The sequence below is a fragment of the Aeromonas sp. QDB63 genome (genome assembly GCF_027707425.1).
GTDB lineage: Bacteria > Pseudomonadota > Gammaproteobacteria > Enterobacterales > Aeromonadaceae > Aeromonas > Aeromonas caviae.
This window is the reverse complement of sequence record NZ_JAPCIS010000001.1, coordinates 224,079-248,670: the sequence shown is the minus strand read 5'-3', so window position 1 is coordinate 248,670 and position 24,592 is coordinate 224,079. Positions and strand designations below refer to the sequence as shown.

General features: G+C 61.0%; 30 protein-coding genes and 1 pseudogene. 12 read left to right on the top strand and 19 right to left on the bottom strand.

From position 1 onward, the window contains the following. Positions 1 to 225: 225 nt before the first annotated feature. Entirely contained in the window at positions 226 to 477 is a 252-nt protein-coding gene (locus PG879_RS01280) for a YkgJ family cysteine cluster protein (protein ID WP_010675884.1), read from the top strand. A 163-nt stretch (positions 478 to 640) separates the two neighbouring features. On the opposite strand, the gene murA is transcribed toward PG879_RS01280, so the two are convergent. Genes murA through mlaF form a run of 7 tightly spaced genes read right to left on the bottom strand, consistent with a single transcriptional unit; the run spans position 641 to position 5,162 of the window. Next, positions 641 to 1,897 (bottom strand): UDP-N-acetylglucosamine 1-carboxyvinyltransferase, encoded by a 1,257-nt coding sequence (gene murA, locus PG879_RS01275; RefSeq protein ID WP_143238151.1) that lies wholly within the window; start codon positions 1,895 to 1,897, stop codon positions 641 to 643. 19 nt (positions 1,898 to 1,916) lie between these two features. Next, the gene (ibaG, locus tag PG879_RS01270; protein WP_010675882.1) at positions 1,917 to 2,174 is read right to left on the bottom strand and encodes a BolA family iron metabolism protein IbaG; all 258 of its coding nucleotides are present in this window, start codon (positions 2,172 to 2,174) and stop codon (positions 1,917 to 1,919) included. Beyond that, positions 2,174 to 2,446: an STAS domain-containing protein gene (locus tag PG879_RS01265; protein WP_134996882.1), complete on the bottom strand. Its 273-nt coding sequence runs from the start codon at positions 2,444 to 2,446 to the stop codon at positions 2,174 to 2,176. The genes ibaG and PG879_RS01265 overlap by 1 nt, the downstream gene beginning before the upstream one ends. Next, positions 2,443 to 3,075: a phospholipid-binding protein MlaC gene (mlaC, locus tag PG879_RS01260; protein WP_039040470.1), complete on the bottom strand. Its 633-nt coding sequence runs from the start codon at positions 3,073 to 3,075 to the stop codon at positions 2,443 to 2,445. Before mlaC ends, PG879_RS01265 begins: the two co-directional genes overlap by 4 nt. A gap of 2 nt (positions 3,076 to 3,077) precedes the next feature. Continuing rightward, positions 3,078 to 3,575 carry an outer membrane lipid asymmetry maintenance protein MlaD gene (gene mlaD / locus PG879_RS01255; protein ID WP_010675879.1) on the bottom strand — a complete coding sequence of 166 codons (498 nt, stop codon included), beginning with the start codon at positions 3,573 to 3,575 and terminating at the stop codon, positions 3,078 to 3,080. 7 nt (positions 3,576 to 3,582) lie between these two features. Further along, a complete protein-coding gene (gene mlaE, locus PG879_RS01250) occupies positions 3,583 to 4,362 on the bottom strand; it encodes a lipid asymmetry maintenance ABC transporter permease subunit MlaE (protein ID WP_010675878.1) in 780 nt (259 codons plus the stop codon). Beyond that, positions 4,362 to 5,162 (bottom strand): phospholipid ABC transporter ATP-binding protein MlaF, encoded by an 801-nt coding sequence (gene mlaF, locus PG879_RS01245; RefSeq protein ID WP_039040471.1) that lies wholly within the window; start codon positions 5,160 to 5,162, stop codon positions 4,362 to 4,364. The genes mlaE and mlaF overlap by 1 nt, the downstream gene beginning before the upstream one ends. 206 nt (positions 5,163 to 5,368) lie before the next feature. Here mlaF and PG879_RS01240 point away from each other — a divergent pair, with 206 nt between their 5' ends. The 10 genes from PG879_RS01240 (at position 5,369) to npr (ending at position 12,180) form a co-directional block, all read left to right on the top strand. After that, a complete protein-coding gene (locus PG879_RS01240; RefSeq protein ID WP_029314845.1) occupies positions 5,369 to 6,364 on the top strand; it encodes a KpsF/GutQ family sugar-phosphate isomerase in 996 nt (331 codons plus the stop codon). Beyond that, a complete protein-coding gene (gene kdsC / locus PG879_RS01235) occupies positions 6,364 to 6,918 on the top strand; it encodes a 3-deoxy-manno-octulosonate-8-phosphatase KdsC (RefSeq protein ID WP_042880203.1) in 555 nt (184 codons plus the stop codon). The genes PG879_RS01240 and kdsC overlap by 1 nt, the downstream gene beginning before the upstream one ends. Further along, a complete protein-coding gene (gene lptC, locus PG879_RS01230) occupies positions 6,915 to 7,475 on the top strand; it encodes an LPS export ABC transporter periplasmic protein LptC (protein WP_052814446.1) in 561 nt (186 codons plus the stop codon). The genes kdsC and lptC overlap by 4 nt, the downstream gene beginning before the upstream one ends. Continuing rightward, a complete protein-coding gene (gene lptA / locus PG879_RS01225) occupies positions 7,462 to 7,980 on the top strand; it encodes a lipopolysaccharide transport periplasmic protein LptA (RefSeq protein WP_010675873.1) in 519 nt (172 codons plus the stop codon). Before lptC ends, lptA begins: the two co-directional genes overlap by 14 nt. A 12-nt stretch (positions 7,981 to 7,992) precedes the next feature. After that, positions 7,993 to 8,718 carry an LPS export ABC transporter ATP-binding protein gene (gene lptB / locus PG879_RS01220; RefSeq protein ID WP_010675872.1) on the top strand — a complete coding sequence of 242 codons (726 nt, stop codon included), beginning with the start codon at positions 7,993 to 7,995 and terminating at the stop codon, positions 8,716 to 8,718. A gap of 65 nt (positions 8,719 to 8,783) precedes the next feature. Further along, complete coding sequence (locus tag PG879_RS01215; RefSeq protein WP_041211850.1) at positions 8,784 to 10,223, top strand: RNA polymerase factor sigma-54; 1,440 nt, start codon at positions 8,784 to 8,786, stop codon at positions 10,221 to 10,223. Between the two features lie 20 nt (positions 10,224 to 10,243). Beyond that, the gene (hpf, locus tag PG879_RS01210; RefSeq protein ID WP_005305957.1) at positions 10,244 to 10,531 is read left to right on the top strand and encodes a ribosome hibernation promoting factor; all 288 of its coding nucleotides are present in this window, start codon (positions 10,244 to 10,246) and stop codon (positions 10,529 to 10,531) included. Between the two features lie 2 nt (positions 10,532 to 10,533). Next, positions 10,534 to 10,980 carry a PTS IIA-like nitrogen regulatory protein PtsN gene (ptsN, locus tag PG879_RS01205; protein WP_010675870.1) on the top strand — a complete coding sequence of 149 codons (447 nt, stop codon included), beginning with the start codon at positions 10,534 to 10,536 and terminating at the stop codon, positions 10,978 to 10,980. 40 nt (positions 10,981 to 11,020) lie between these two features. Next, positions 11,021 to 11,887 carry an RNase adapter RapZ gene (rapZ, locus tag PG879_RS01200; RefSeq protein ID WP_052814447.1) on the top strand — a complete coding sequence of 289 codons (867 nt, stop codon included), beginning with the start codon at positions 11,021 to 11,023 and terminating at the stop codon, positions 11,885 to 11,887. Positions 11,888 to 11,907: 20 nt separating this feature from the next. Beyond that, positions 11,908 to 12,180: a PTS phosphocarrier protein NPr gene (npr, locus tag PG879_RS01195; protein WP_010675868.1), complete on the top strand. Its 273-nt coding sequence runs from the start codon at positions 11,908 to 11,910 to the stop codon at positions 12,178 to 12,180. A 15-nt stretch (positions 12,181 to 12,195) separates the two neighbouring features. On the opposite strand, the pseudogene PG879_RS01190 reads toward npr, so the two are convergent. The 12 genes and pseudogenes from PG879_RS01190 to PG879_RS01135 all read right to left on the bottom strand — a co-directional run bounded on the left by PG879_RS01190 (position 12,196) and on the right by PG879_RS01135 (position 23,158). Continuing rightward, positions 12,196 to 14,100, bottom strand: a pseudogene (locus PG879_RS01190) (BglG family transcription antiterminator). A 103-nt stretch (positions 14,101 to 14,203) separates the two neighbouring features. Then, positions 14,204 to 14,944 carry a 2-dehydro-3-deoxy-phosphogluconate aldolase gene (dagF, locus tag PG879_RS01185; RefSeq protein WP_052814448.1) on the bottom strand — a complete coding sequence of 247 codons (741 nt, stop codon included), beginning with the start codon at positions 14,942 to 14,944 and terminating at the stop codon, positions 14,204 to 14,206. Beyond that, on the bottom strand, positions 14,944 to 16,059 hold the full coding sequence (locus PG879_RS01180; RefSeq protein ID WP_052814449.1) for a DgaE family pyridoxal phosphate-dependent ammonia lyase: 1,116 nt from the start codon (positions 16,057 to 16,059) through the stop codon (positions 14,944 to 14,946). Before PG879_RS01180 ends, dagF begins: the two co-directional genes overlap by 1 nt. After that, positions 16,043 to 17,182: an amidohydrolase/deacetylase family metallohydrolase gene (locus PG879_RS01175; RefSeq protein ID WP_052814450.1), complete on the bottom strand. Its 1,140-nt coding sequence runs from the start codon at positions 17,180 to 17,182 to the stop codon at positions 16,043 to 16,045. The genes PG879_RS01180 and PG879_RS01175 overlap by 17 nt, the downstream gene beginning before the upstream one ends. A gap of 142 nt (positions 17,183 to 17,324) precedes the next feature. Further along, positions 17,325 to 17,975: a DUF4310 family protein gene (locus PG879_RS01170; RefSeq protein ID WP_041211843.1), complete on the bottom strand. Its 651-nt coding sequence runs from the start codon at positions 17,973 to 17,975 to the stop codon at positions 17,325 to 17,327. An 11-nt stretch (positions 17,976 to 17,986) separates the two neighbouring features. Further along, positions 17,987 to 18,763, bottom strand: a complete 777-nt coding sequence (locus tag PG879_RS01165; protein WP_010675862.1) for a DUF4311 domain-containing protein — start codon at positions 18,761 to 18,763, stop codon at positions 17,987 to 17,989. Between the two features lie 25 nt (positions 18,764 to 18,788). Further along, on the bottom strand, positions 18,789 to 19,085 hold the full coding sequence (locus tag PG879_RS01160) for a DUF4312 family protein (RefSeq protein WP_052814451.1): 297 nt from the start codon (positions 19,083 to 19,085) through the stop codon (positions 18,789 to 18,791). Then, positions 19,085 to 19,450, bottom strand: coding sequence for an SFCGS family glycine-rich protein (locus PG879_RS01155; protein ID WP_052814452.1), 366 nt, complete (start codon positions 19,448 to 19,450; stop codon positions 19,085 to 19,087). The genes PG879_RS01160 and PG879_RS01155 overlap by 1 nt, the downstream gene beginning before the upstream one ends. After that, positions 19,451 to 19,813 (bottom strand): transcriptional regulator, encoded by a 363-nt coding sequence (locus tag PG879_RS01150; RefSeq protein WP_052814453.1) that lies wholly within the window; start codon positions 19,811 to 19,813, stop codon positions 19,451 to 19,453. 352 nt (positions 19,814 to 20,165) lie between these two features. Then, on the bottom strand, positions 20,166 to 21,248 hold the full coding sequence (gene degS, locus PG879_RS01145) for an outer membrane-stress sensor serine endopeptidase DegS (RefSeq protein WP_052814454.1): 1,083 nt from the start codon (positions 21,246 to 21,248) through the stop codon (positions 20,166 to 20,168). An 89-nt stretch (positions 21,249 to 21,337) separates the two neighbouring features. Next, positions 21,338 to 22,696 carry a Do family serine endopeptidase gene (locus PG879_RS01140; RefSeq protein WP_029314844.1) on the bottom strand — a complete coding sequence of 453 codons (1,359 nt, stop codon included), beginning with the start codon at positions 22,694 to 22,696 and terminating at the stop codon, positions 21,338 to 21,340. Between the two features lie 81 nt (positions 22,697 to 22,777). Beyond that, positions 22,778 to 23,158: a YhcB family protein gene (locus tag PG879_RS01135; protein ID WP_010675856.1), complete on the bottom strand. Its 381-nt coding sequence runs from the start codon at positions 23,156 to 23,158 to the stop codon at positions 22,778 to 22,780. A 139-nt stretch (positions 23,159 to 23,297) separates the two neighbouring features. On the opposite strand from PG879_RS01135, the gene zapE reads away from it, so the two are divergent. Continuing rightward, positions 23,298 to 24,392: a cell division protein ZapE gene (zapE, locus tag PG879_RS01130; protein WP_041214026.1), complete on the top strand. Its 1,095-nt coding sequence runs from the start codon at positions 23,298 to 23,300 to the stop codon at positions 24,390 to 24,392. The last annotated feature ends 200 nt before the right edge of the window (positions 24,393 to 24,592 follow it).

Genomic DNA, 24,592 nt, shown 5'->3' with positions numbered 1-24,592 from the left:
CCACGCTGGATAAAGGCTGAAGGAACATCGACTGGAAACAGCCTTGCTCCCCCAACTCAAGTCGCATTTATGAATAATTAGTCAAAAATGTGCTTATCTGAACAGCATTGCGGCACTGCCGGGCTTTTTGCGCTCTGCAGGGCGCCAGGGTGCCCGGGCAGGGATAAGGCTTAGGAGAAACCGGACTCCTTGCTACACTGCAGTGCCCCACAGAGGAAACATCACATGGAATGTCGTCAGGGATGTGGTGCCTGCTGCATCGCCCCCAGCATCAGCAGTGCCATTCCCGGCATGCCGGACGGCAAGCCCGCCGGTGTGCCCTGTGTGCAGCTCGATGCGCACCTGGGGTGCAAGATCTTCGGCCAGCCGGAGCGCCCGGCGGTGTGCGGCGGCTTTCGCCCCATGGCGGACGTGTGCGGCTCCCATCGCCAGGAGGCCATCTGGCTTATCGGCGAGCTGGAGCGGCTGACCGCCTGAGCCCTTGACCCTCTCCCTCGGGGAAAGGGTGTCTGCTTGTCTCCCTTCATCTCCGCCCCTTCTCCCGCAAGGGGAGAAGGGGGTGCCGCCATTCGGAGTCATGAAAAAGGCCCCCTCGCCTGGCGAGGGGGCCTTTTTATGGTCGGCTCATGGTGAAGCCAACTTATTCCTTGACGCGCTCGATGCGACCACCCAGGCCTTGCAGCTTGTGCTCGATGTCTTCGTAGCCACGGTCGATGTGATAGATGCGATCGACTATGGTGGCCCCTTCGGCCACGAAGCCGGCCAGCACCAGGCTGGCGGAGGCGCGCAGATCGGTCGCCATCACCTGGGCACCCTTGAGCTGCTGGGTGTCGCGGCAGATGGCCACATTGCCCTGCAGTTCGATGTCGGCACCCATCCGAACCAGCTCGGGCACGTGCATGAAGCGGTTCTCGAAGATGGTCTCGGTGACCATGCCGGTGCCCTGGGCGACCGCGTTCAGCACGGTGAACTGTGCCTGCATGTCGGTCGGGAACGCCGGGTAGGGGGCGGTCTTGATGGTGACAGGTTTCAGGGGGCGACCTGTCATGTCGAGGGTGATCCAGTCGTCACCCTTTTCAATCAGGGCGCCAGCTTCTTCCAGTTTGACCAGTACGGCTTCCAGCAGGCTGGGGTCGGTGTTGCGGCAGGTGATCTTGCCACCGGTCACGGCGGCGCCCACCAGGAAGGTGCCGGTCTCGATGCGATCGGGCTGCACGCTGTAGCTGCCACCGTGCAGACGTTCTACGCCGTCGATGGTCAGGGTATCGGTGCCGGCGCCCTGAATGTTAGCTCCGAGCGCGTTGAGGAAGTTGGCCAGATCGACCACCTCCGGCTCACGGGCGGCGTTTTCGATCACGGTGCGACCGTCAGCCAGGGTGGCGGCCATCATCAGGTTCTCGGTACCGGTCACGGAAACCATGTCCATCAGGATGTGGGCACCTTTCAGGCGGCCGTCGACGCGGGCTTTGATGTAGCCCTCTTCGATGACGATCTTCGCGCCCATCAGCTCCAGGCCGTGGACATGCAGGTTGACCGGGCGGGCACCGATGGCACAGCCGCCGGGCAGGGAGACGTCTGCTGCACCGAAGCGGGCTGCCAGCGGGCCCAGGGCCAGGATGGAGGCTCGCATGGTCTTCACCAGCTCGTAGGGGGCGACATGATTGTTTACCGCGCCGGTCAGCACGGTCACGTTGCCGTTGACCTTGGTGGTGGCGCCCAGCATCTCCAGCAGCTTGAGGGTGGTACCCACGTCTTTCAGGCGCGGTACGTTGGAGAGTTGAACCTCTTCGTCACACAGCAGGGTGGCAAACAGGATGGGTAGGGCGGCATTCTTGGCGCCGGAGATGGTCACTTCACCGGAGAGGGTGCAGGGGCCGGTGATCTTGAATTTGTCCATGGTTTACTTCTTTACCAAATCAGGAGGGCAGCTGGAATTTACGCTCGCGTTTCCACTCGGCGTCGGTATAGGCCTTGATGGAGAGAGCGTGGATCTCGTTGGTGGCGATCTTGTCCATCAGCGGGGCATAGATGGCCTGTTGTTTCTTGACCCGGCTCATGCCGTCAAACATGTCGCCGACGGCGATCACCTGGTAGTGACTGCCGTCCCCTTTGACATGGACTTCGGACAATGGCAAAGCCTCGAGGAGTATCGCTTCAATTTCAGAGACTTGCATTATGAGTCCTCAGTTGTGAGCGGGGTTGAATGAAAGAGGCTGGCCACCCCGTAGAGGTTGGCCAGCGTATGGAAATCGTTGGAGGCACCCACCAGTGTCGGAGTGGCACCCCGTGCCAGTGCCGCCTTGGCCCACTTGACCAGCAGGGCAAGGCCGGCGGAATCCAGGGTAGTGACGGCACCGAGTTCGAGCCGGTCGTCCTGCCACCAGTCGACGCGGCGTTGCCACAGATCGTTGACCTGCGGGGCCTGCAAGTCACCGCTCAGGATCATGACTTGATCACCAGCGGCTTGGCATTGTGTTCACGCAGCTGGGCGATCACCGCATCGATGCCGTTCTGGCGAATGAGGCCACCCAGCTCGTTCTGCTTGGCAGAGAGCAGGCTGATCCCTTCGGCAACCATGTCGAAGGCTTTCCACTCGCCGGTCTTGTTGTTCTTGCGCAGCTTGAACTCGAGGAAGATGTCCGGCTTGCCGGCCTCTTTCACGCTGACGTTGACGGCGGTGATGTTGCTCTCGGCGGCTTTGCCGGGTTGGACCTTGACGGTCTGCTTGTCAAAGTGTGCCAGGGCGTCGGCGTAGGAGCTCACCATGTACTCGGTGAAGACGTCCACAAAGGCGTCACGCTGGGCAGGGGTCGTCTGTTTGATCTGGTTGCCGAGCACCTTGTAGGCGGCGAAGCGGTTGTCCACGTAGGGCAGCAGCTCCTCGCGGATGATGACGCGCAGGTGATCGGGGTTGCTCTTCACCTGGGCCTGATCGGCTTTCAGGCGGGCAAAGGTCTGCTGGGCGGCCTGATCCACGAGGGCATAGGGGTCCGAAGTGTTGACATCCGCACGGGCGACGAGGGAGAACAGCATGCTGGTCATCAGACCCAGCATCAGGGCGATCTTCTTGAACATGGTTACTCCTTGGTTGCGGGTGTGTTGGCCGGGGAGGACTGGCTGTAGAGGAACTTGCCAATCAGATCTTCCAGCACGATGGCGGACTTGGTGTCTTCGATCATGTCGCCATCCTTGAGCATGCTGGTGCCCATCTCCTCATCGCTGAACCCCGGTGCCAGACCGATGTACTGCTCACCGAGCAGGCCAGAGGTCAGGATGGAGAGGGTGCTGGTCTCGGAGAACTCGCCGGCACTCTTCTGCATCTGCAGGGAAACGATGGGGACCTGGCTCTTGGGATCCAGGGTGATGTCGCTGACACGACCGACGACGACGCCGCCGACCTTGACCGGCGAGCGCACTTTCAGGCCGCCGATATTATCGAAATGGGCGCGCAGGGTATAGGTTTCTCCTTCCGGTTTGAAACTCAATCCCGCCACTTGCAGTGCCAATGCCAGAATGGCCGCGATGCCAGCCAGCATGAAGGCGCCAACCAGAAATTCTACTTTGCTGAACTTCATCTTTCCCTTATCCAAACATGACTGCGGTGAGTATAAAATCCAGACCGAGCACGGCCAGGGATGAGTGAACCACGGTACGGGTCGTCGCCTGACTGATCCCGGCCGAGGTCGGTTTGGCATCATAGCCGTTGAAGAGCGCTATCCAGGTCACCACCAGGGCGAAGATCAGGCTCTTGATGGCGCCCTGCATGATGTCGTCCTGCCAGTCGACGGAGGCCTGCATGGCGGACCAGAAACTGCCTTCGTCCACCCCCAGCCAGTCGACACCAACCAGCTTGCCGCCAAAGATGCCGATCAGGCTGAACATGAAGGCCAGCAGCGGCATGCTGATGACCCCGGCCCAGAAGCGGGGCGCCACGACCCGGCGCAGCGGATCGACCGCCATCATCTCCAGGCTGGAGAGCTGCTCGGTGGCCTTCATCAGGCCGATCTCGGCGGTGAGGGCGGAGCCCGCACGACCGGCGAACAGCAGGGCGGTGACCACAGGGCCCAGCTCACGGAGCAGGGAGAGGGAAACCAGAGGCCCCAGGCTCTGCTCTGCGCCGAAATCCTTCAATACGTTGTAACCCTGCAGGGAGAGCACCATGCCGATGAAGAGGCCGGACACCAGTATGATGGCGACGGATTGCACTCCCACCACATACAGTTGCTGCACCAGCAGCGGGAAGTGCTTGCGTGGCTGGGGTCGTCCTGCCAGTGCATGAAACAGCATGATGGTTGCCCGGCCGACGGCGTTGATGAAACGCACACCGCTGCGGCCCAGCTTGCTTATCTGACTTGTCAACATCACAGATCCTGTAGCAGGTCGCCTGCCGGAAAATGAAACGGAACAGGACCGTCGGGCAATCCCTTGAGGAACTGCTCGACTTCGGGATTGTGCTCCTCGCGCAGCTGCTCCGGTGTGCCGTGTGCCACTACCTTGCGGTTGGCGATGATGTAGGCGTAGTCGGCGATGCTCAGCACCTCCTTCACGTCGTGGGTGACGATGACGGAGGTGATGCCGAGGGCATCGTTGAGCTCCTTGATGAGCTTCACCAGCACCGCCATGGTGATGGGGTCCTGCCCCACGAAGGGCTCGTCATACATGATGAGATCCGGATCCAGCGCGATGGATCTCGCCAGGGCCGCGCGACGCGCCATGCCACCGGAGAGCTCGGACGGCATCAGCTTGGCCGCCCCGCGCAGACCGACAGCCTGCAGTTTCATCATGACGATGGTGCGGATCAGCTCTTCAGGCAGGCCGGAGTGCTCCCGCAGCGGGAAGGCCACGTTGTCGAAGACGGTCATGCCGGTGAACAATGCGCCGCTCTGGAACAGCATGCTCATCCGTTTACGCACTTCATACAGGCGCGAACGGGAGAGCGTAGGAATGTCTTCCCCGTCAAACAGGATGTGACCAGACTCAGGCTTGAGCTGGCCCCCGATCAGGCGCAGCAAGGTGGTCTTGCCGATCCCGCTCGGACCCATGACGGCGGTGACCTTGCCACGGGGAATGGTCAGGTTGATCCTGTCGTACAGCAGCCGATCCCCGTGACTGAAGGTCAGGTCGGAGATGGTGATCAGGTCATCGTTCAAACAATTGTCCATCCGGTATAAATGAAGAGCGAATTTTATGGGCTAGTCTAGGTCTAAGCAACAGCGAGGAACAACTATTGAGCGGGTTTCCCCCCCAAGTACGCGACAGTTTTATGTAACAACCTGCGTCAATGACCGCCCATTCCGCATCCGATTCGCTTATCTCGGCAGACTTTTTTATAATCCCGCAGCAAATTTCGGCCCGGAGCTGTGCCTTTATGTCTGTAAAGCCTGAAAAAGTGTCTGAATTGTTCGATTTCCGTCGCAGCGCCCGAGCGGTGCTGGACATAGAAAAACAAGCCATTGATGGACTCTACCAGTACCTTGACGAGGCGTTCGAGCGCGCCTGCGAGATGGTGCTGCGCTGTGGCGGCAAGATAGTGGTGACCGGCATGGGCAAGTCGGGTCATATCGGCAACAAGATTGCCGCGACCCTGGCCAGCACGGGAACGCCCGCCTTCTTCCTGCACCCGGGCGAGGCGAGCCACGGGGATCTCGGCATGATCTCAGCCGGGGATCTCATCATCGCCATTTCCAACTCCGGCGAGAGCGACGAGATCCTGGCCCTGCTGCCGGTGCTCAAGCGCCGCGGCATTCCACTCATCTGCATGACAGGCAATCCGGCTTCCACCATGGCGAAAGAGGCCAACGTGCACCTGTGCATCAAGGTGGAGAAAGAGGCCTGCCCCCTCGGTCTGGCCCCGACATCCAGCACTACCGCCACCCTGGTAATGGGGGACGCGCTGGCCGTGGCCCTGCTGGAGGCCCGTGGCTTCACAGCCGATGACTTTGCTCTGTCGCATCCGGGCGGGTCCCTCGGCAAGCGGTTGCTGTTGCGAGTGGGCGATCTGATGCACAGCGGCGAGCTGTTGCCCAAGGTGGGGATAGATGCCACCATCAGCCAGGCGCTGCTGGAAGTGAGCCGCAAGGGGCTCGGCATGACGGCGGTGGTGGACGATCAAGGGCTGCTTGCCGGTCTGTTCACCGATGGTGACCTGCGCCGCATTCTGGACCTGCAGGTGGACATCCATCACACCCCCATCAGCCGCGTCATGACGGTGAACTGTGTTACCGTAGGGCCTGAGATGATGGCGGCCGAGGCCGTCAAGCTGATGGAAACCAGGAAAATCAACGGGTTGTTGGTCGTGGATGGGGAGAGACACCCGCTGGGTGCCTTCAACATGCATGACCTGCTGAAAGCCGGAGTAATTTGATGCAAGACGTACCGACCCTCTATGGTCCGGTGACGCGCAGCCAGTACGAGAAGGCGGCGCAGATCCGCCTGCTGGTGTGCGATGTGGATGGGGTGCTCTCCAACGGCTTCATCTATATGGGCAATAACGGCGAAGAGCTGAAGACCTTCTGCACCCGTGACGGTGCCGGCATGCGTGCCCTGCTCAATGCGGGCATCGAGATTGCCATCATCACGGGGCGAACCTCCCGCATCGTCAGCGATCGCATGAAGAGTCTGGGAGTCCAGCACCTGGTGCAGGGTGCAGACAAAAAGCTGCCCCACTTCGAGGCCTTGTTGACCAAGCTCGGGCTGGATGCATCGCAAGCCGCCTATATGGGAGATGACACCATCGATCTGCCGGTGATGCAGGCTTGCGGCCTGGGTATCGCCGTTGCCGACGCCCATCCGCTTGTGCTGGCGAAGGCGGATCTGGTGACGCGGCTTGGCGGTGGCGTCGGGGCCGTGCGCGAGGTGTGCGACCTGATCTTGCAGGCCCAGGGATTGGCTGACTATCAACCCGAGGCGTCGCGATGAACAAACAGACTGTGCTGTTCGGCCTGCTGTTTCTGGCTGCGCTGGCGGCCTGGCAGCTGGGGGAGATCGAGCTGGTCCCCGAGCCGACCACCAAGACGGAAAATTTTCAACCGGACTTCACCGCCAGAGAGTTGGTGACGACCCGTTTCAACGAGCAGGGCAAGCGCACCGAGCGGCTGGAATCCGAATATGCGGAGTACTACCAGGTGCTCGAGCAGGCCACTTTCACCAAGCCGGTGGTCTACATGTTCGATGACAAGGGCGCGGCCGAATGGAAGCTGACGGCCGAAACCGGGGTGCTCAACACCGATGACAATGTGATCCTCCGTGACAAGGTGCATCTGGACGGTCTGCTGCCCGCTTCCTTCATCTCCACGCTGGATACCTCCTATCTGGAGCTGGATCTGGTGACGCAGGGGATGAGAAGCAACCAGCACATCAGCATTGTGAGCCAGGAGTTCCAGACCGAGGGCGTTGGCCTCAAGGGTCACCTGGAACGTAAATATTTCGAGTTACTGGATAAAGGCCATGCCACTTATTTCAATGAAAAACGTTAATCTGGCCCTCACGGCCCTGTTGCTGTGCGGTTCCCTGAATGCCAAAGAGTCCGACTTTGCCGAGAAGGTCTATGTGGATGCTGTCAAGCAGGTGGCCGAGATGCAGGACAACCGCATCACCTTCAGCGAGGATGTCATCATCACCCAGGGCACCATCAAGATTAAGGCCGACAAGGTGGTGGTGATCCGCTCCGGCGACAAGGGCGCCGAGGTCATGACCGCGTATGGCAACCCAGCCACCTTCTTCCAGGTGCTGGACAACGGCAAACCGGTCAATGCCCATGGCAACAGCATCCGCTACGAGCTTAAGAACCGGCTGGTGACCATCACCGGCAATGGCCAGCTCAAGCAGGAAGACAGCCAGGTGACCGGCGATCTCATTCGCTACGACATCGTCAAGCAGAAGATGATTGCCGAGAGCAAGGGACCCACCCAGCGCGTCAAGACGGTGTTCCTGCCGGATCAGGTGGAGAACTTTGACAAACCCGCCGATCAGAAGAAGTAGGAAACAACAGCCATGGCAGTGTTAAAAGCAACGGGTCTGCAAAAGAGCTACAAGCGCCGCATGGTGGTCAGCGATGTGAGCCTGGAGGTGGGAACGGGCCAGATCGTGGGCCTGCTCGGCCCGAACGGCGCGGGCAAGACGACCTCCTTCTACATGATCGTGGGCCTGGTGCAGCGGGATGCCGGCCTCATCACCATCGACGAGCAGGACATCAGCCTGCAGCCCATGCATATCCGTGCCCGCAATGGCATCGGCTATCTGCCCCAGGAGGCCTCCATCTTCCGGCGCCTGTCGGTGTTCGACAACTTGATGGGGGTCATGCAGACCCGCAAGGGGTTGAGCCGCGAAGAGCGGGAGGATAAGGTCGAACAGTTGCTGGAAGAGTTCAATATCACCCATATCCGCGACAGCCTGGGCCAGAGCCTCTCGGGTGGGGAGCGTCGCCGGGTGGAAATCGCCCGGGCGCTGGCTGCAGAGCCGAGATTCATTCTGCTCGATGAGCCTTTCGCAGGTGTTGATCCTATTTCTGTCATCGATATCAAAAAGATCATCCAGCATCTGAAAGAACGCGGGTTGGGTGTGCTGATAACGGACCACAACGTCAGAGAGACGCTGGATGTGTGCGAGAAGGCCTACATCGTCAGCCACGGCAAGATGATTGCCGAGGGCGCGCCGGCCGATATCCTCGCCGATGAGCAGGTCAAGCGCGTCTATTTGGGCGATCAATTCAGTCTATAGTAAGGGGGCACCCCTCATTTTTGTTAGGTGACTGCCTCGCTGAACATAAGGATATCCCGACGTAGATGAAGCCGACATTACAGTTGCGTCTCGGTCAGTCCCTGACCATGACGCCACAATTACAACAAGCGATTCGTCTGCTCCAGCTCTCCACCCTGGAACTCCAGCAGGAAATTCAGCAAGCGCTCGACAACAACCCCTTGCTGGAGCAAGAGGAGAACGAGGCGCAGGAAACCAGTCAGGCAGAGACACAGGACGCCAGTCAACTCGACTCCAGCGATGCCATGGCCCAGGAGAGCATGCCGGATGAACTGCCGGTGGACACCACCTGGGACGAGGTCTACTCGGCCGGTACGGCCCAGAGTGCAGGCCCCATCCATGACGGGGAAGACAGCGTCTATCAGGGGGAGACCACCGAGAACCTGCAAGACTACCTGCTGTGGCAGATGCGGCTCACCCCGTTCAGTGATGTGGATGCTGCCATCGCCCTTGCCATTATCGATGCCATCGACGAATCCGGGTATCTGACAGCCACCCTCGAGGATATTCAGGCTGCAGTCAGCAGCGAGGAGGTAGAAGTCGAACTGGATGAGATCGAAGCCGTGCTCAAGCGGGTGCAGCATTTCGATCCGGTCGGCATCGCCGCCCGTTCGGTGCAAGAGTGTCTGCTGATCCAGCTCGGCCAGTATTCGCCGGACCTGCCCTGGCTCGACGAAGCCAGAGAGGTGATCCGCGAACACATGGACCTGCTCGGCAATCGCGACTACCGCACCCTGGCTCGCAAGACCCGCCTCAAGGAGAGCGATCTCAAGGAGGTGCTGGATCTCATCCAGCAACTGGAGCCCAGACCCGGCAACGGCATCATCCAGAGTGAATCCCAGTACGTGATCCCGGATGTGTCCGTGGTCAAGAAGGGCAGCAAGTGGGTGGTTGAACTCAATCCGGATTCTGCTCCGCGCATCCGTGTCAACGAGGCCTATGCGGCCATGGCGCGCAATGCCCGCAGCAGCACGGATACCCAGTTCATCCGTTCTCATTTGCAGGAGGCCAAGTGGTTCATCAAGAGCCTGGAGAGTCGTAACGACACCCTGCTCAAGGTGGCCAGCTGCATCGTCGAGCAGCAGCAGGGCTTTTTCGAGTACGGCGAAGAGGCCATGAAACCCATGGTACTCAACGACATCGCGGAAGCGGTGGAGATGCATGAGTCGACCATTTCACGGGTCACGACCCAGAAGTACATGCATACGCCCCGCGGCATTTTTGAACTGAAGTTTTTTTTCTCCAGTCACGTCAATACGGAGGGAGGAGGAGAGTGCTCATCGACCGCTATTCGCGCCCTGATCAAGAAGCTGGTGACGGCGGAAAACCCCGCCAAGCCGCTTAGTGATAGCAAGATCGCGGATTTGCTGGCCGAACAGGGTATTATGGTGGCGAGACGCACGATCGCAAAGTACCGTGAATCCTTGTTGATCCCGCCATCCAATCAGCGCAAACGCCTGGTTTAGGCAAACAAAAGGAAGACGTTATGCAAATTAACCTGACCGGACACCATGTCGAGATTACCGAAGCTCTGCGTGATTATGTGAACAACAAATTTGCCAAACTCGAGCGTCACTTTGACCATATCAACAACGTACACGTGGTGTTGAGCGTCGAAAAACTGAACCAGATCGCCGAAGCCAAGCTGCATGTCAGCGGGGGAGAGGTGTTCGCCAATTCGCAGCATGCCGACATGTATGCGGCGATTGATACCCTGCTGGATAAACTGGATCGGCAGATCATCAAGCACAAAGATAAGTTAAATCAAAAATAACTATGCAACTTGAACACATACTGAGTCGGGACTGCACCAAGAGTGCGGTCCCTTGTACCAGCAAGAAACGCGCGCTCGAGATCATCAGTGAACTGGCCGCAGAGCGCCTCGGCGCTTCCCGCCAGGTCCTGTTTGAAAGCCTGCTGGCGCGAGAAAAGATGGGTAGTACCGGGATCGGAGCCGGTATCGCCATCCCCCACGGCCGGATTGACGACGCCTTCGCGCCGACCGCCGTGTTGATGACCTTCTCCGAGCCCATCCCTTTCGATTCTATCGACAATCAACCGGTTGACCTGCTCTTTGCATTGCTGGTGCCGGAAAGCGAGTGCAAGCAGCACCTCAAGACTCTTTCCCTGATGGCATCCAAACTGGGTGACAAGGCCGTCTGCCGCCAGCTGCGCCAGGCGACCAGCGACGAAGAACTCTATCAGATCATGACGTCGGCCTGAGGCCGGGTCTGACACAGCCACGTTGGCGTGAGGGGACAAGATGCAGTTAATTGTAGTAAGCGGTCGTTCGGGCTCCGGCAAGACGGTGGCCCTGAGGGTGCTCGAGGATCTCGGGTACTACTGCGTGGACAACCTGCCTGTCAACCTGCTGCCCCAGTTGATCGTGTCGGTGGAGAGTCAGTATGACAAGCTGGCGGTCAGCATCGACGTGCGCAACCTGCCTGCCCAGGCAGACAGGCTGGAGAACCTGCTGAGCCAGGTGCGCAACGAGGGGCGAGTCAAGTTTTCGAGCTTCTTCTTCGATGCGGACAACGCGACCCTGCTCAAACGCTACGGTGAGAGCCGTCGTCTGCATCCTCTGTCCCGCAACAAGCTTTCGCTGGACGAGGCGATCCGGGAAGAGACCCACCTGCTGGCACCGCTCTCCTCGACCGCCGACCTGCGCATCGACACCACCAACCTCAGCATCCACGATCTCAGCGAGCTCATCAAAACCCGGGTGCTCGGCAAGAAAGAGAACGAACTGGTGCTGGTGTTCGAGTCGTTCGGTTTCAAGTACGGCATTCCCAAGGATGCGGACTTCGTGTTCGACGCCCGTTTCCTGCCCAACCCGCACTGGATCCCGGAGCTCAAGCCCTTCACCGGCAAGGATGAGCCCGTGGCCAACTACCTCTCCAGCCAGCCGGATGTCATGCTGTTCATCCAGCAGATCGAGAACATGCTGGGGACCTGGTTGCCCCACCTGGAGCGCAACAATCGCAGCTATGTGACCGTCGGGATCGGCTGTACCGGCGGACAACACCGCTCGGTGTTCATCGCCGAGCGGCTGGCCAGCGCATTCCGGTTGCTTGGCAAGAACGTGCAGATCCGCCATCGCACGTTGGACAAGCGTTCAAACTCCGCCTGACAGATCCACAGGATGCTCAGATGACCGTTTCCGCCTCGGTAGAAGTCAAAAACAAGTTAGGCATTCACGCGCGACCGGCCATGATGCTGTTCGAGCTGGTGCAGGGGTTCGATGCCCACGTGTTGCTGCGCAACGAGGAGGGGGTCGAGGCCGACGCGGACAGCGTGATCGGCCTGCTGATGTTGGACTCCGCCCAGGGCAAACAGGTGGAGGTGCAGGTGGAGGGCCCCGAAGAGGTGGAGGCCCTGGCCGCCGTGGTGGCGCTGTTCACCTCGGGCTTCAATGAGGAGTAATACGCCTCGGCGTGCTCAAGGTGCGCTGCGAGCCAGCGCCTTGAAAGCGGCAAAGTCCCGACAAGCCAGCAGACTTCTGCTGGCTTTTTCGTTCATCAGTGCCAGAAACAGATCATAAAGTCCCATGGCTTCCTCATAATCCGCCTTGGCGATGGCCAGCACGAAGATGAGGGTAGCGCTCTCGCCGTTGCCCCAATCGATCCCCTGGGGGGCCAGCACGGTATAGACCAGGGTGCGGCGCGCCAGCAGGCCGAGGGAGTGGGGCAGAGCGATGCCGTCCCCCAGCATGGTTGAGACGATCCGCTCACGCTCCTGCAAGGATCCCCGGAATCCGCTCTGCACCAGATCCTCCGCCTCAAGCTGGCTGCAGATGCGATCAAACAGCACCCCCTGGCTGATGGGTTCATCAAGCACCATGAAGTGGTCGGCATCGAAATACTTGTCAAGCAGATAGGGACGAGTGCGATCGACGAGCACCAGCTTGCCGAGCTGCTCCAGCTGGTACTGGGTCGGGAAGGGGGAGACCTACACCACGGGAGCATTCTTCTCGCTCACCTTGAGGGTGCTGATGACGAAATCCTGCTCGACTCGCACCAGTCCCTCATAGTCCCGCACCGACTCCAGCGTGGTCAGCTGTAGTTGGGGGTATTCCCGCCGGATGCGTGCTTCCAGCACCCGGAAGGTGGCGTTGCCCGCATCGCACAGCAGCAGCGCCTGGGGGCGCCGGGTGTAACCGATGTCGTAGTGGCGCTCCAGGCCGACCCCGATGTGGATCACCAGGTAGCCGATCTCGTGGTGGGTCAACCGGTAGGGGGTCTGCCTGATCCACTCAGAGATGGCCGCCAGGGTGATGTCGTAGGCGAGGGGGTAATACTGCTTGATGTGGTCCGCCAGGGGATTGTGACTGCCAATCTGGTATTTGACCCGCAGCAGCATGGCGCCGATGTGGGTCTGCAGGTCGGCTCGCAATTGCGGGTCGCCGCGCAGGTCATAGGGGTAGTGCTGGTGGATGTAACCCAGCAGGTGCGCAGTCAGCTGCTCGCTCTCGGCCGCCATGGCCGGGCTGAGCAGGGGCGTCTCTGCAGTGAGGCGAGCCTGGATCTGGATGGCGAGACAGGCGATCTCTTCCTGCCCCGGTGAAGTCAGGATCGGCAGCTCGGCATAGATGTCGCGGGCCACTACTGCCAGGGGCGGGGTGATGTCGTCGCTGGCAAACTGGCGCAACTCATGGCCAGACGCCTGGCGCAGCAGTGCGACGGCACAGTAGACGGTGACTTGCTGCAGGCTCTCGTCGGCCAGGCGCAGCTGATGGCGACCGAGTTGCTCGTGAATGTGGTTGCCCACTACCTCCAGCGTCTTGTTGGGGCAGAGGGTGGGCAACAGGCTCTGGAGCGGATGCTGGTGCAGCAGCTCCTGGCAGAGCAGTTGGGTGAGGCAGGCGCGGATCGCCATCTCGCTTCCCGCAATGCGCATCCCCACCCTGGGTTTGCTGTCGATGGTGAGCCCGAAGTGGGCGAGCCGCTCCCGCACCTCCGTCATGTCCCCTTGCAAAGCCGCCCGGCTCAGATACCAGGTGTCCGCCAGCTCGTCGAGTTTGATCCCCTGTTCTGCCGTCAGCAGCAAGACCTGGAGGTGCAGCACCCGCTCGCGGCTGGTGCGAGGCAGGGGGCTCTCCTGCCCCTGGGCGGCCAGCAGCGCATCGAATAGCCCCTGATTGTAGATCTTGAGCTGGTAACCGCTGCCCCGCTGATGGATCAGGTGGGCGCCCCGGGTGGCAATGAGCTCGTTCAGGGTCGCCACGTCGGTACGCACCGTGCGGGTGGAAACATTGAGACGGCGGGCCAGCTCCTCCTGTGGCAGAGGCTCGGCGTGAAGCAGGGCGAGCAGTTGCTGGAGTCTAGGGTGGGGCAGCTTGGTCATGAGGGGGTGAGGACTCCTGTCGCGCATGGTGGGTCGATGTTAACAAGGGGGTCATTAACAAGCCAGGCACCGCCCAGTGATCGGACCGGTGCCTGTGGGTTTGCTATGCCAGCAGTGCCTTCACCATGGCGAGGAGGGTACGCACATCCTCCGGCCGGGTCTGGCCACTGACACTGTCGATGATGGAGCTGTAGACGTGGGGGATCACCTTCTCGACTCCTGCCTCCAGCGCGATCCGCACTATCTCCTCGAAGTTCTCAAGATCGATGCCGCCGGTGGGCTCCAGCCAGAAACCGTGGCGGGCACAGGCCTCGGCCACTGCCTGATACTCGGTGCGGCAGGCGAGTCCCCCCATGGGGAAGAACTTGACCGAGCTGCCGCCCATGTCCTTGAGCAGGGCAATGGCGGTATCGATGGGGACGATGCCGTCAGCCTGCTGCGCGCTGAGGGGGCCGGTGGAGATCTTCACCATGCCGGGGGTGCCGGTGGGGGAGACAAGGCCATTGACCAGGGTGTCAGCTTGACCGAGCAGCGCCCGGCTGGCCCCGACCCCGGTGAACACCTGATTGACGTGCTGGGGCTGCAGCTGGCGGGCCAGCTCGGCCACCATGGTGGACTGGCGCGGATCACCGGCTCCCAGCCCGATGGAGAGGGCGTTGTCGATAAGCTTGGCGTAGGCCTGCATGTCGGCGACGGCAGAGGGAATGTCCGGGTAGTTCTTGGAGAGCACGCCGACCAGGACGTGGCCCTCGGCAGCCTCATAAATGTCGACGGCATTCTCTTTGGAACCTGCCAGCACGTTGAGGCAGACCCGATCGCTGTAGTAATTGGGGGTAAGAGACATCAGTTGTTCTCCTGAACGAGGTGGGCAATGGCGGAGTGGATCTGGTCGAGCTGGGGCTGGGTGACGCTGCGTACGTCTATCTCGATGTGCCCCTCGTTGGCCTTGTAGCCGCGGCAGTAGACGGCGGGGGTACCCTGTTGCAGACGAGAGACCACTTCCGCCGTGGTCATGCCGATCTGCTGGTGGTCGAAGGCGATGTCGGTGCGGGCGATGTCGCGCCCCGCGCTGTCCCACACCACCTTGGCGGTGACGCCGGGCAGCTGGTTGAGGCGCTCGATGAAGGGGGTCATCTTGGCGACCATGGCGGCGCCGCTCTCCTTCTCTTTGGCCAGGTAGCGCTCGATGGCGTGGGTCAGGCCGAGGATCCCCTCCTTGCCCACCTTCATGGCACGGCCTATGCCGCCAGCCTGCTGCTTGACCCACTCCACATACTGACGTCTGCCGAGCACCAGGCCGCTGGTGGGCCCTTCGATGGCCTTGGCGCCGCTGTAGATGACCAGATCTGCACCCTGGTTGTAGTAGAGACGCAGATCCTCTTCGGCCGCCGCATCGACGATGAGCGGGATCCCGTGGGCCTTGGCCACCTCGGCCGCCTCGGTCACCGACAGAATGCTCTTCTGCACGCAGTGGTGGGACTTGATGTAGAGGATGGCGGCGGTATTGGCATGGATGGCGGCGGCCAGCTGGGCGGGTGAGCACTCGTTGGCGTAGCCTGCCTCCACCACCCTGCCGCCCCCCAGGTTGACCATGGTGCCGACGGGGGCACCAAAGTTCACGTTGTGGCCCTTGGGCAGCACGATGTCGCTCGGCACGTCGTGAGCATGAGCATGCAACTGCTCGAGACGATAGGGGTCGCCGCGCACGATGACGGCGGCCACCGACTGGGCGATGCCGGCGCTGGCGCAGGAGACCACCACCGCATCTTCAACGCCCAGCAGATCGGCCAGGTAGGCGCCGGTCTTGTTGACCAGATCCTTCACCTCAAAGTAGTGGCCGAGGCCGAAGTTGACCGCATCGACCACCTCTTGCTCGGGGGTGGATACGCCGAGGATGGTCATGCGCCCGGAGGCGTTGATCACCGGTTTGAGCCGGTATTTCTCATACACAGAAGGCATGGTGTGATTTCCCGTAGTGAGTCAGAACCAGTTCGCCGCCCACCAGGGCGGCGAGAGGGAGCAGTTGCCGGTCACCGTTGCGGGCGCCGGCCTCGGTATCGGTAAAGAGAGTGGGGCCGCAGCTCACCTCGAACAGGGTGATGTCTGCATCGGCGCCCACCTCGAGTCGCCCCTTGCCGGGCAGGCGCAGGGCATCGGCGGCCTGGTGGGTGACGCAGGCGAGCACCTGCTCCAGGGTCATGCCGATGGCGAAGAACTTCGACATCACGTGGGCAAGGCTGTAGACGGGCCCCTTGATGCGGTTCTTGCAGTAGATGTCTGAACTGATGGTGTGGGGCAGGATGCCCTGGGCAATGGCCAGCTCCGCCACTTCGAAGCTGAAGCTGGCACCGCCATGGCCGATGTCGAGCAAGAGTCCCCGCCGCATCGCCTCGCGCACCGCCTGGCGCAGTTCACCCGCCGGGGTCAGGATGCGGTTGGGCTTGCCGTTGAAGCAGTGGGTCAGCAGATCGCCCTCCCCCAGCAGGGCGACGATCTCGTCCAGATCCGGCGGCGTGTTGCCCACGTGCACCATCAGTGGCAAGTTGCCATTGGCCTGCTGGATCTGCTTGGCCATGCGCAGGGGTTGCAGACCGCTTTCACCCACCACGCTGCCGCTCATGCGTGCCTTGATGCCGACGATGAAGCCGGGATGGCGCCGGATGGCCGCCTGGGCGAGGGCGGGATCGATGTCTGCCGGATCCGCCAGCTCGTTCTGGCGCAGCAGGCCGATGCGGGAGATGTTGAGCAGGGCGTGCACCCGGGTCTTGCAGTCGGCGGCGAGACGCTGGAAGTCGTCCACGTCGTCGGCTCCGGTGCTGCCGGCGTCGATGACGGTGGTGACACCGGACGCCACCCCCACCTTGTCCGGCTCATCGTGATAGAGGGGGGAGGCGGGGTAGCAGTGGGTGTGGCCGTCAATCCAGCCGGCGCTCACATGGACCTGCCCGCCCAGAGTGAGGGTTTGCTTCGCCTCCGTGCTTTCTGGCAGCGAACCCAGCGCCGCTATCTTGCCATGCTCGATGGCGACGTCGACGAGCTGCCCGTTTCCCAGGCGTCCCGCCCTGATGATCATGTCGTACATGCTGATATCCCTCTTGTAACCTGCTTGCGCTCTTACTGCGAGGCCGCTTCCAAGGCTCATGTGCTGCTCTTCACCTTGCTGACGACCTCTCGCGACAGAGCGCAAACAGGTTCTTGAATGCCGCCCAAGAGACGGCCTTGGATTAAGCCAGGGCGATGGGGAAGAAGGTCCCGAACAGCATGGCCCCCAGAATGGCGCCGCCCGTGATGGGCTTTTCCCAGATGTAAAACAGCAGGGCACCCAGCAGGGAGCCTATCCCGATGGGAATGGAGGCGCCCATGGCGGAGAGGATGATGAGGGGACCGAGGAAGCGGCCCGAGCTGTTGCCAGCCCCCATCATGACGTCTGCGCCGTAGGTGGAGTTGCTCTGGTTGATGGTGAACTTGCGCGCCAGGATGATCACGTAGCCGATGGCCATCCCAATCCCCATACCGGTGATCAGGGAAGCGGTGAAGTTTTCCACCGGATAGACGATGCCGGCCCCCAGCAGCAGGGCGGGCACTCCGAGGCCGACTCCGGTCTGGATGGCGCCGCCGATGTCGAGGATGCCCACCAGGGAGCCCTCGATGATGCGGGCGAACAGGAAGCTTGCACCGAAGGCGGCGACTGCACCATAGGCCCCCGTGTCCATGCCGGCTTTCAGCATGGCGACGAAGGCCACCTCGTTGAAGGCGCCGACCCCGTAGAGGTAGAACATGTGGGTACCGGCGAAGACGCCGGAAGAGAGCAGACCGACAAAGATGGGGAAGGACCAGTCGGCATACCAGAAGTTGTTTCTCAGTTTCTCATCCATGGTGTGCACCCTTATTTGCCGCTCATGAGGTTGTGGACGTTTTCCAGCCACAGGGGAACGCCCAGGTGGAAGGATTCAATGAGTTTCATGTCAAAGCCGCGGAAGAAGCCGCTCAGCACGAACAGCAGGACGATGGCACTCATCATCACCTTGGTGACGTGGTTCCAGCCGCTCTCTTCCACCCCCTTGCCGATCAGGATGCCAAGCACCAGGCCTGGTACCGCGTTGCCCATGATGAGCTGGGCCAGACCGCCGAAGATGGTGGCCCAGAAGCCGGACTTCTTGCCTGCCTCGATGGCGGCCAGCCAGAAGATCACCGGCATGACGGTGTTGACCAGCAGGTTGGCGGCGGGCACCAGCACCTTGACCGCGGTCACCTGCAGGGCGGCAGGTACGGCGGCGGCCGTGCTGTTGAGGAAGGCGACGACGATGGCACCAATGATGCCGCAGGCGATGGCCATCTTTTTGGGATCATGGAGGGTGGTGGCGAGATCCCGGTTCTTGATCATCAGGGCCGCTGCACCCCAGTTCGGCAGGATGCGGTGATCCACGTCCTGAGTGAAGGCGCCGGCCGCGACCGTGGAGGCCCAGGCGTTGAAGAAGAAGCCCAGACCGAACGAGAAGTGGGAGGCGGGGTCCCCTTCGCAGGAGTTGAGCTCGCCCAGGGTACGGAACGCGCCCATCCCCTGCACGGTCGGGGCGTGGAACATCCGCGCCGCGCCAGCCCCCACCCCGACGCCTACTAGGCCGCCGATGATGAGTGACTTCATCAAAATGATTAGAAACATCCAACTTGTCCTTTTGGTTGTGGGGTCAGGCCCGGGTGAAATCCACCTTGTCGACATCCAGGCTGGTGACCTTGACGGTGATCGCCAGCCGGACCCGGAACTCGTGGCGCTGGCGTGGCAGGAAGAAGAACAGGAACTTCTCCACCCGTGCCGACTCCTCGGCCTCGAGCACCTCGACCTCGAGGGGTTCGATGCGCAGCATCACCTTGGGGCTCTCCTTGAGCAGGCTGGGTTGCACCTGGCTGAGGGCGGCGGAGAACGCCTGCTGGCGAGTCGCCCCCTTGCCGTTGACCGTGATCCGGGTAGTGAAGTGCTCTTTCATCAGACGCGTCCGTGTTTCTTGGCGAAGGCTTCGATCAGCTTCTGGCCCAGCTCTTCCTTGTCCATGAAGCCGAAGCCCAGTACCACGCACCCCTCGTTGATGGCGGTGACACCCTCCTCGATGGATCGCATGCCGTAGCGGCACTTGTAGCCGTACTTGGTCTGGGCCGTGATGGCGCCCGCGCCACCGCTGCCGCAGAAGGAGATGCCAAGGTCGGCCTGCTCCTTGTTCATTACATCACCGAGCTTCATGTCGGCGGCCATGCCGGGGATGACGGTCACGGTGGCGCCGGCGGCTTCTGCGCCCGCCCCCACTTTCTGACCCTTGCCGAGACGATCTCCAATCACGAGTTTGATGGCAGTCATTTAGCTTTCTCCTTTTACTGAGCTGAGTTCGTTTTCTTTGGCCACTTCAAAATGGACGGACAAGAGGTGCGCCTCCTCGTAGGCGAGGCGGTCGAGCCAGGCGACGACCTGTTCGGCCAGGCGCAGGGAGAGGGGGGAGATCTCCTCGAACAGGCTGAGGTCGACTTCCGGCAGGGATTCCCCGCTGTAGGAGCGCCACACCATGGCCTTGACGTGGGAGGCCAGCATCTGTTGCTGCACGTCGTTGGGGCGTATGCCCTGATCCGCCAGCAGGTTGTGAATGCGGGTCAGGGTCAGGTCGGTCTTGCGCAGCAGTGCCGGGCTGTCCGGGGTCAGGGGGGCGTCATGGGTGTCGGTATTCAAGGTTTGCTCTCCAGGCTGGTAGAAAGGATGGGATCACCATAAAGCGGAGGAGAGTGCGGGAGGAGGCAGGTTTTTTCCGATTCGAAGTGGAAATCCGGAGGGAAAGGCATCAAAAGAAGCCCTTTTGGCGATCAAGAAGAGGAAAGGAGCGGACTGGCGGCAAGGGAGTGTGATCGGTGGCGGGTTTTGACGGCGCCTTCGCCCGATCGTTTATTGGCGCAATGTGTGAGCTGTCTCACGCACAAGCGGGGCCGGAGGAAAGCGGGCACAAAAAAGGGCCCTGTCGGGCCCTGCGAGGATCCGCCTCTCAGGTGGCGGGTGCCGCACTGCTGGTCGGCAGGGTCTGATTCTGCTAGCGCAGGTCCTCTTCGATGATGACATCGACGTCCAGCGGCTTGCCGTTGCGGATCACCGAGATGGTGAGCTTGGTGCCGGGGCGGCTCTCTACGATCTTGTCCATGACGGGACGCACGCCGGTGATGGCCTCTCCGTTGATCTTGAGCAGTACATCCCCACGTTTGAGACCGGCCTTGGTGGCTGGGCCATTGGGATCCAGGCTCTCCACCACCAACCCCTGCAAGTCCCCCAGGTTCAGCATGCGCGCGACGATGGGATTGATCTCGACGCTGGAGATGCCGAGGTAGCCGCGGATGACCCGACCGTTGGCGATCAGCTCGTCCATGATGCGCTTGGCCAGCTTGTAGGGGATGGCAAAACTGATGCCATAGCTCTCCTGATTGCCGTTGAGGTGGTAGGCGGCGGTATTGATACCCACCAGATCGCCACGGCCATTGACCAGGGCGCCTCCGGAGTTGCCCTCGTTGATGGCGGCATCGGTTTGCAGCAGATCCTGTCTGCCATTGCTGTCCGGCCCCATGCTGGAGAGGCCGATACGCCCGGTGGCGCTGATGATGCCCTGGGTGATGGTCTGGCCGACGTTGTAGGGGTTGCCGATGGCGAGCACCACGTCTCCCACGTCCGGCAGACGATCCGGGTCCTGAGGGATCACCGGCAGGTTGTCCGATTCGATGTAGAGCACCGCCAGATCGGTCAGTTTGTCGGTGCCGACCAGCTCTGCACTGAATACCCGACCATCTTGCAGGGCGACGATGATCTGGTCCGCATCGGCGATGACGTGATAGTTGGTGAGCACGTGACCGCGCTGGTTCATGATGACGCCGGACCCCAGCCCCTGGGGTCTGAGTTCGGCTTTTTCACCGCGATTGCCGGCGAAGCTGCGGGTGTAGATGTTGACGACGGCAGGGCCGGCACGATGGGCCGCGTAGGAGAAGCTCAGCTCGCGGGCATTGGTGATGAGGCCCGGCAGGGGGGCGCCGCCGCGAAAATTGGGAAACACCAGCAACAAAAGCGCAGCCATGGCGAGGCCAAAGCCGACGGACTTGCCCAAGTAGCTGATCAGAGGTGGGATTTTCATGTCTTTCTCGTCCGTACAGGCTGCGGGCAGAGAATAACATTATCGATGGATAAAAATCACCCGCGGCGGTTGCCGCGGGTGTGAGGGGCTTAACGGATCACCAAATAGAGCGAGGAGTCGCCGCGCTGAATGTTCAGCGCCAGGACTTCCGGCTTGTTTTTCAACACCTTGGTCAGTTCACCCATGGAGTTGATGCGCTGGCGGTTGACTCCGATGATGATGTCACCCTTCTGCAGGCCGGAGGCGGCTGCCGGTGAGCGGGGATCGATGTCGGAGACTGCCACGCCGGTCACGGGGTCCGTGATGGTGCTCAGCTTGGCCCCTTCCAGGGCGGGATGCAGGGCGCTGGCCAGGATCTCGCTGTCATCCGCCTTCTTCAGGGTGACCTTGACGGTCTGCTCCTTGCCGTCACGAATGAGGCCGAGCGAGACCTGCTTGTCGGCCCCCATGGTGGCGATTTTGGCACGCAGCTCGCCGAAGGAGCGGATGGGCTTGCCATCGATGCTGATGATGATGTCGCCTGCCTTGATGCCTGCCTTGGCGGCAGCGGAGTCAGGCATGACCTGGTTGACGAAGGCACCGTCCTTCTTGTTGTAGCCGAAGGTCTTGGCGATTTCGCTGGTGAGCTCGGTGCCGGTAATCCCCAGCTGGCCACGGCGCACTTCGCCGTATTTCACGATCTGCTCGGAGAGATCGCGCACCATGTTGGACGGGATGGCAAAGCCGATGCCGATGTTGCCGCCGTTGGGGCCCAGGATGGCGGTGTTGATGCCGATCAGCTCCCCGCGCAGGTTGAGCAGGGCGCCGCCCGAGTTGCCGGAGTTGATGGCCGCATCGGTCTGGATGAAGTTCTCCAGATTTTCGATGTTGAGGCCGCTGCGACCCAGGGCGCTGACAATGCCGGAGGTGACGGTCTGGCCCAGGCCGAACGGGTTGCCGATGGCCAGCGCGTAGTCACCGACTCTCAGCTCGTCGGAGTCGGCGAACTTGATCTGCACCAGATCCTCGGCCTTGATTTGCAGCAGGGCGATATCCGACTGTTTGTCTTCCCCTATTTTCTTGGCTGCATACTCACGGCCATCCTTCAGGTTGACCTTGATTTCGTCCGCCTCGTGGACCACGTGGGCGTTGGTGATCACGTAGCCTTTCTTGGCATCGATGATGACGCCGGAACCAAGCGCCTGGAAGGGCTGCTCGCTCACCTGCTCGTCAGGCATGTTGGGGCCGAAGAAGAAGCGGAATTGTTCCGGCAGGCGCTGGCGGGTGATCTTCTTGCCAGAGACGGAGATGTTGACCACGGCAGGGGTCACCTGCTCGAGGACGGGGGCCAGGCTCGGCATCTCCTGGTTGTTCGCCATCAGGGGCAGTGCGGCCTGCGCCGGTGCTGAGGACATGGCGATACCGACACTGAGGGCTAAGACACTGAATACAGAAAGAGATTTACGCATATGAGAAACAGCTCCCAGAAAAAGTTGCAGTGCAATCGTCAAGGTCTGACCACGATAAAGCGTAATTAGTTCAACCGACGATCAGCCCGGCTGCTTGAGCAGGCCGGACGCACCGGCGTAATCGCGGGGAGGAAGGCCCGGCTCCTCGCTGTTGGCGGCATCGCCTGTTTCTTCCACTTCGGGTTCGCGGAACAGTGGTTCCTGTACCTTGGCCAGGAACTTGCTCTGTTCCGCCATATGGCGATAAAGGGTCTGGTACTGTTCGGCCAGTTGCTCCATCAGGGCTGCGCTGTCGGCGAAGTGGGTGGTGATCTGCCCCTGGTAGCTTTCCAGCTCCTTGTGGGCTTTTTTCAGCTCCTGTTCCAGGCGTCCGGCATCCCGGCTACGGACAGAGAAGCGGCCGATCAGCACGCCGATGATCAGGGCGGCGATCGCCAGCAGGATCCCGTTAAACAGAGTCATAGAAGCTCCTTGTTACAGCTAACACGATGAATTTGAAGCGGTCGGATGGACCGCAACGCCTCGTTGGCACTATACCGTGCCCCCCGAGAGCGTGATACCATTTTGTCCCTCATTCAGGGACTTGGAGGCGGTTTACAGGATGACCCCGCAGCAAAAATATCAGCAGGATTTGCAGCGCCCCGGCTTTGTGGCCGATCCGGCCCAGGCCATGGCAGTCGCCCGCCTGGAGCGACTTTATCAGGATCTGTGCGCAAGCCCGACTCCGACCAGATCCCGTGGCCTGCTGGGTTGGCTGCAAAAGCCGAAAACCCGTGACCCCGTCCAGGGGTTATATATGTGGGGCGGTGTGGGCAGAGGCAAGACCTGGCTGATGGATACTTTTTTTGAGAGCCTGCCGGGGGAGCGCAAACTGCGCATCCACTTCCACCGTTTCATGCACCGGGTGCACGATGAGCTCAAAGGGCTGACCGGTCAGTCCGATCCGCTCAAGCTGATCGCTCGCAAGCTGGCCGATGAGACCGACGTCATCTGCTTCGACGAGTTTTTCGTCTCGGATATCACGGATGCCATGCTGCTCGGTACTCTGTTCCAGGAACTCTTTGGCCATGGCGTGGTGCTGGTGGCCACATCTAACATTCCCCCTCAGGATCTCTACCGCAACGGGTTGCAGCGTGCTCGCTTCCTGCCAGCCATCGCGCTTATCGAGCGTCACTGCGAGGTGATCAATGTCGATGGCGGTGTCGATTATCGGCTGCGAACCCTTGAACAGGCAGAGATCTATCACTTCCCGCTGGATGAGCAGGCCAGGAGCAACCTGGATCGTTATTTCAGCCAGTTGACCGGGATTGGGCAGGTGACTGCCGCCGCACTGGAAGTCAACCATCGCCAACTGAGTGCACTGGGCGTGGGGGAAGGGGTGCTTTATATGGAGTTTGAACAGCTGTGCTGTACTCCACGCTCCCAGGGCGACTACATCGAACTGGCCCGTGAGTTCCACACTGTCCTGCTGGCCAATGTGCAACCCATGGGCAGCGGCACGGATGACGCGGCCCGCCGCTTCATCGCCATGGTGGACGAGTTTTATGAGCGGCACGTCAAGCTCATCATATCGGCGGCGGTCCCCATGACCGGGCTCTATGGCGAAGGCTTGCTGAATTTCGAATTCAAGCGTTGCCTTTCACGGCTTCAGGAGATGCAATCGCACGAATACCTTGCCAGAGTGCACCTTCCTTAGTCACAATACCGCGCCTGCCAGTCGGATGGGCATCTGCGGCAGGTAGGGTCGGGCGACATTTGCTAGCTTCATGGCAGTGAAATTAGCAGGTGATATTTAAGGCAACTTCACTTATAATCGCCCGGCCCACGTTACAGCTGTCGATAAGACAGCAACACTTTAAGCTTTACTTGTATTCGAAGGGGTACAGGTAGGCCATC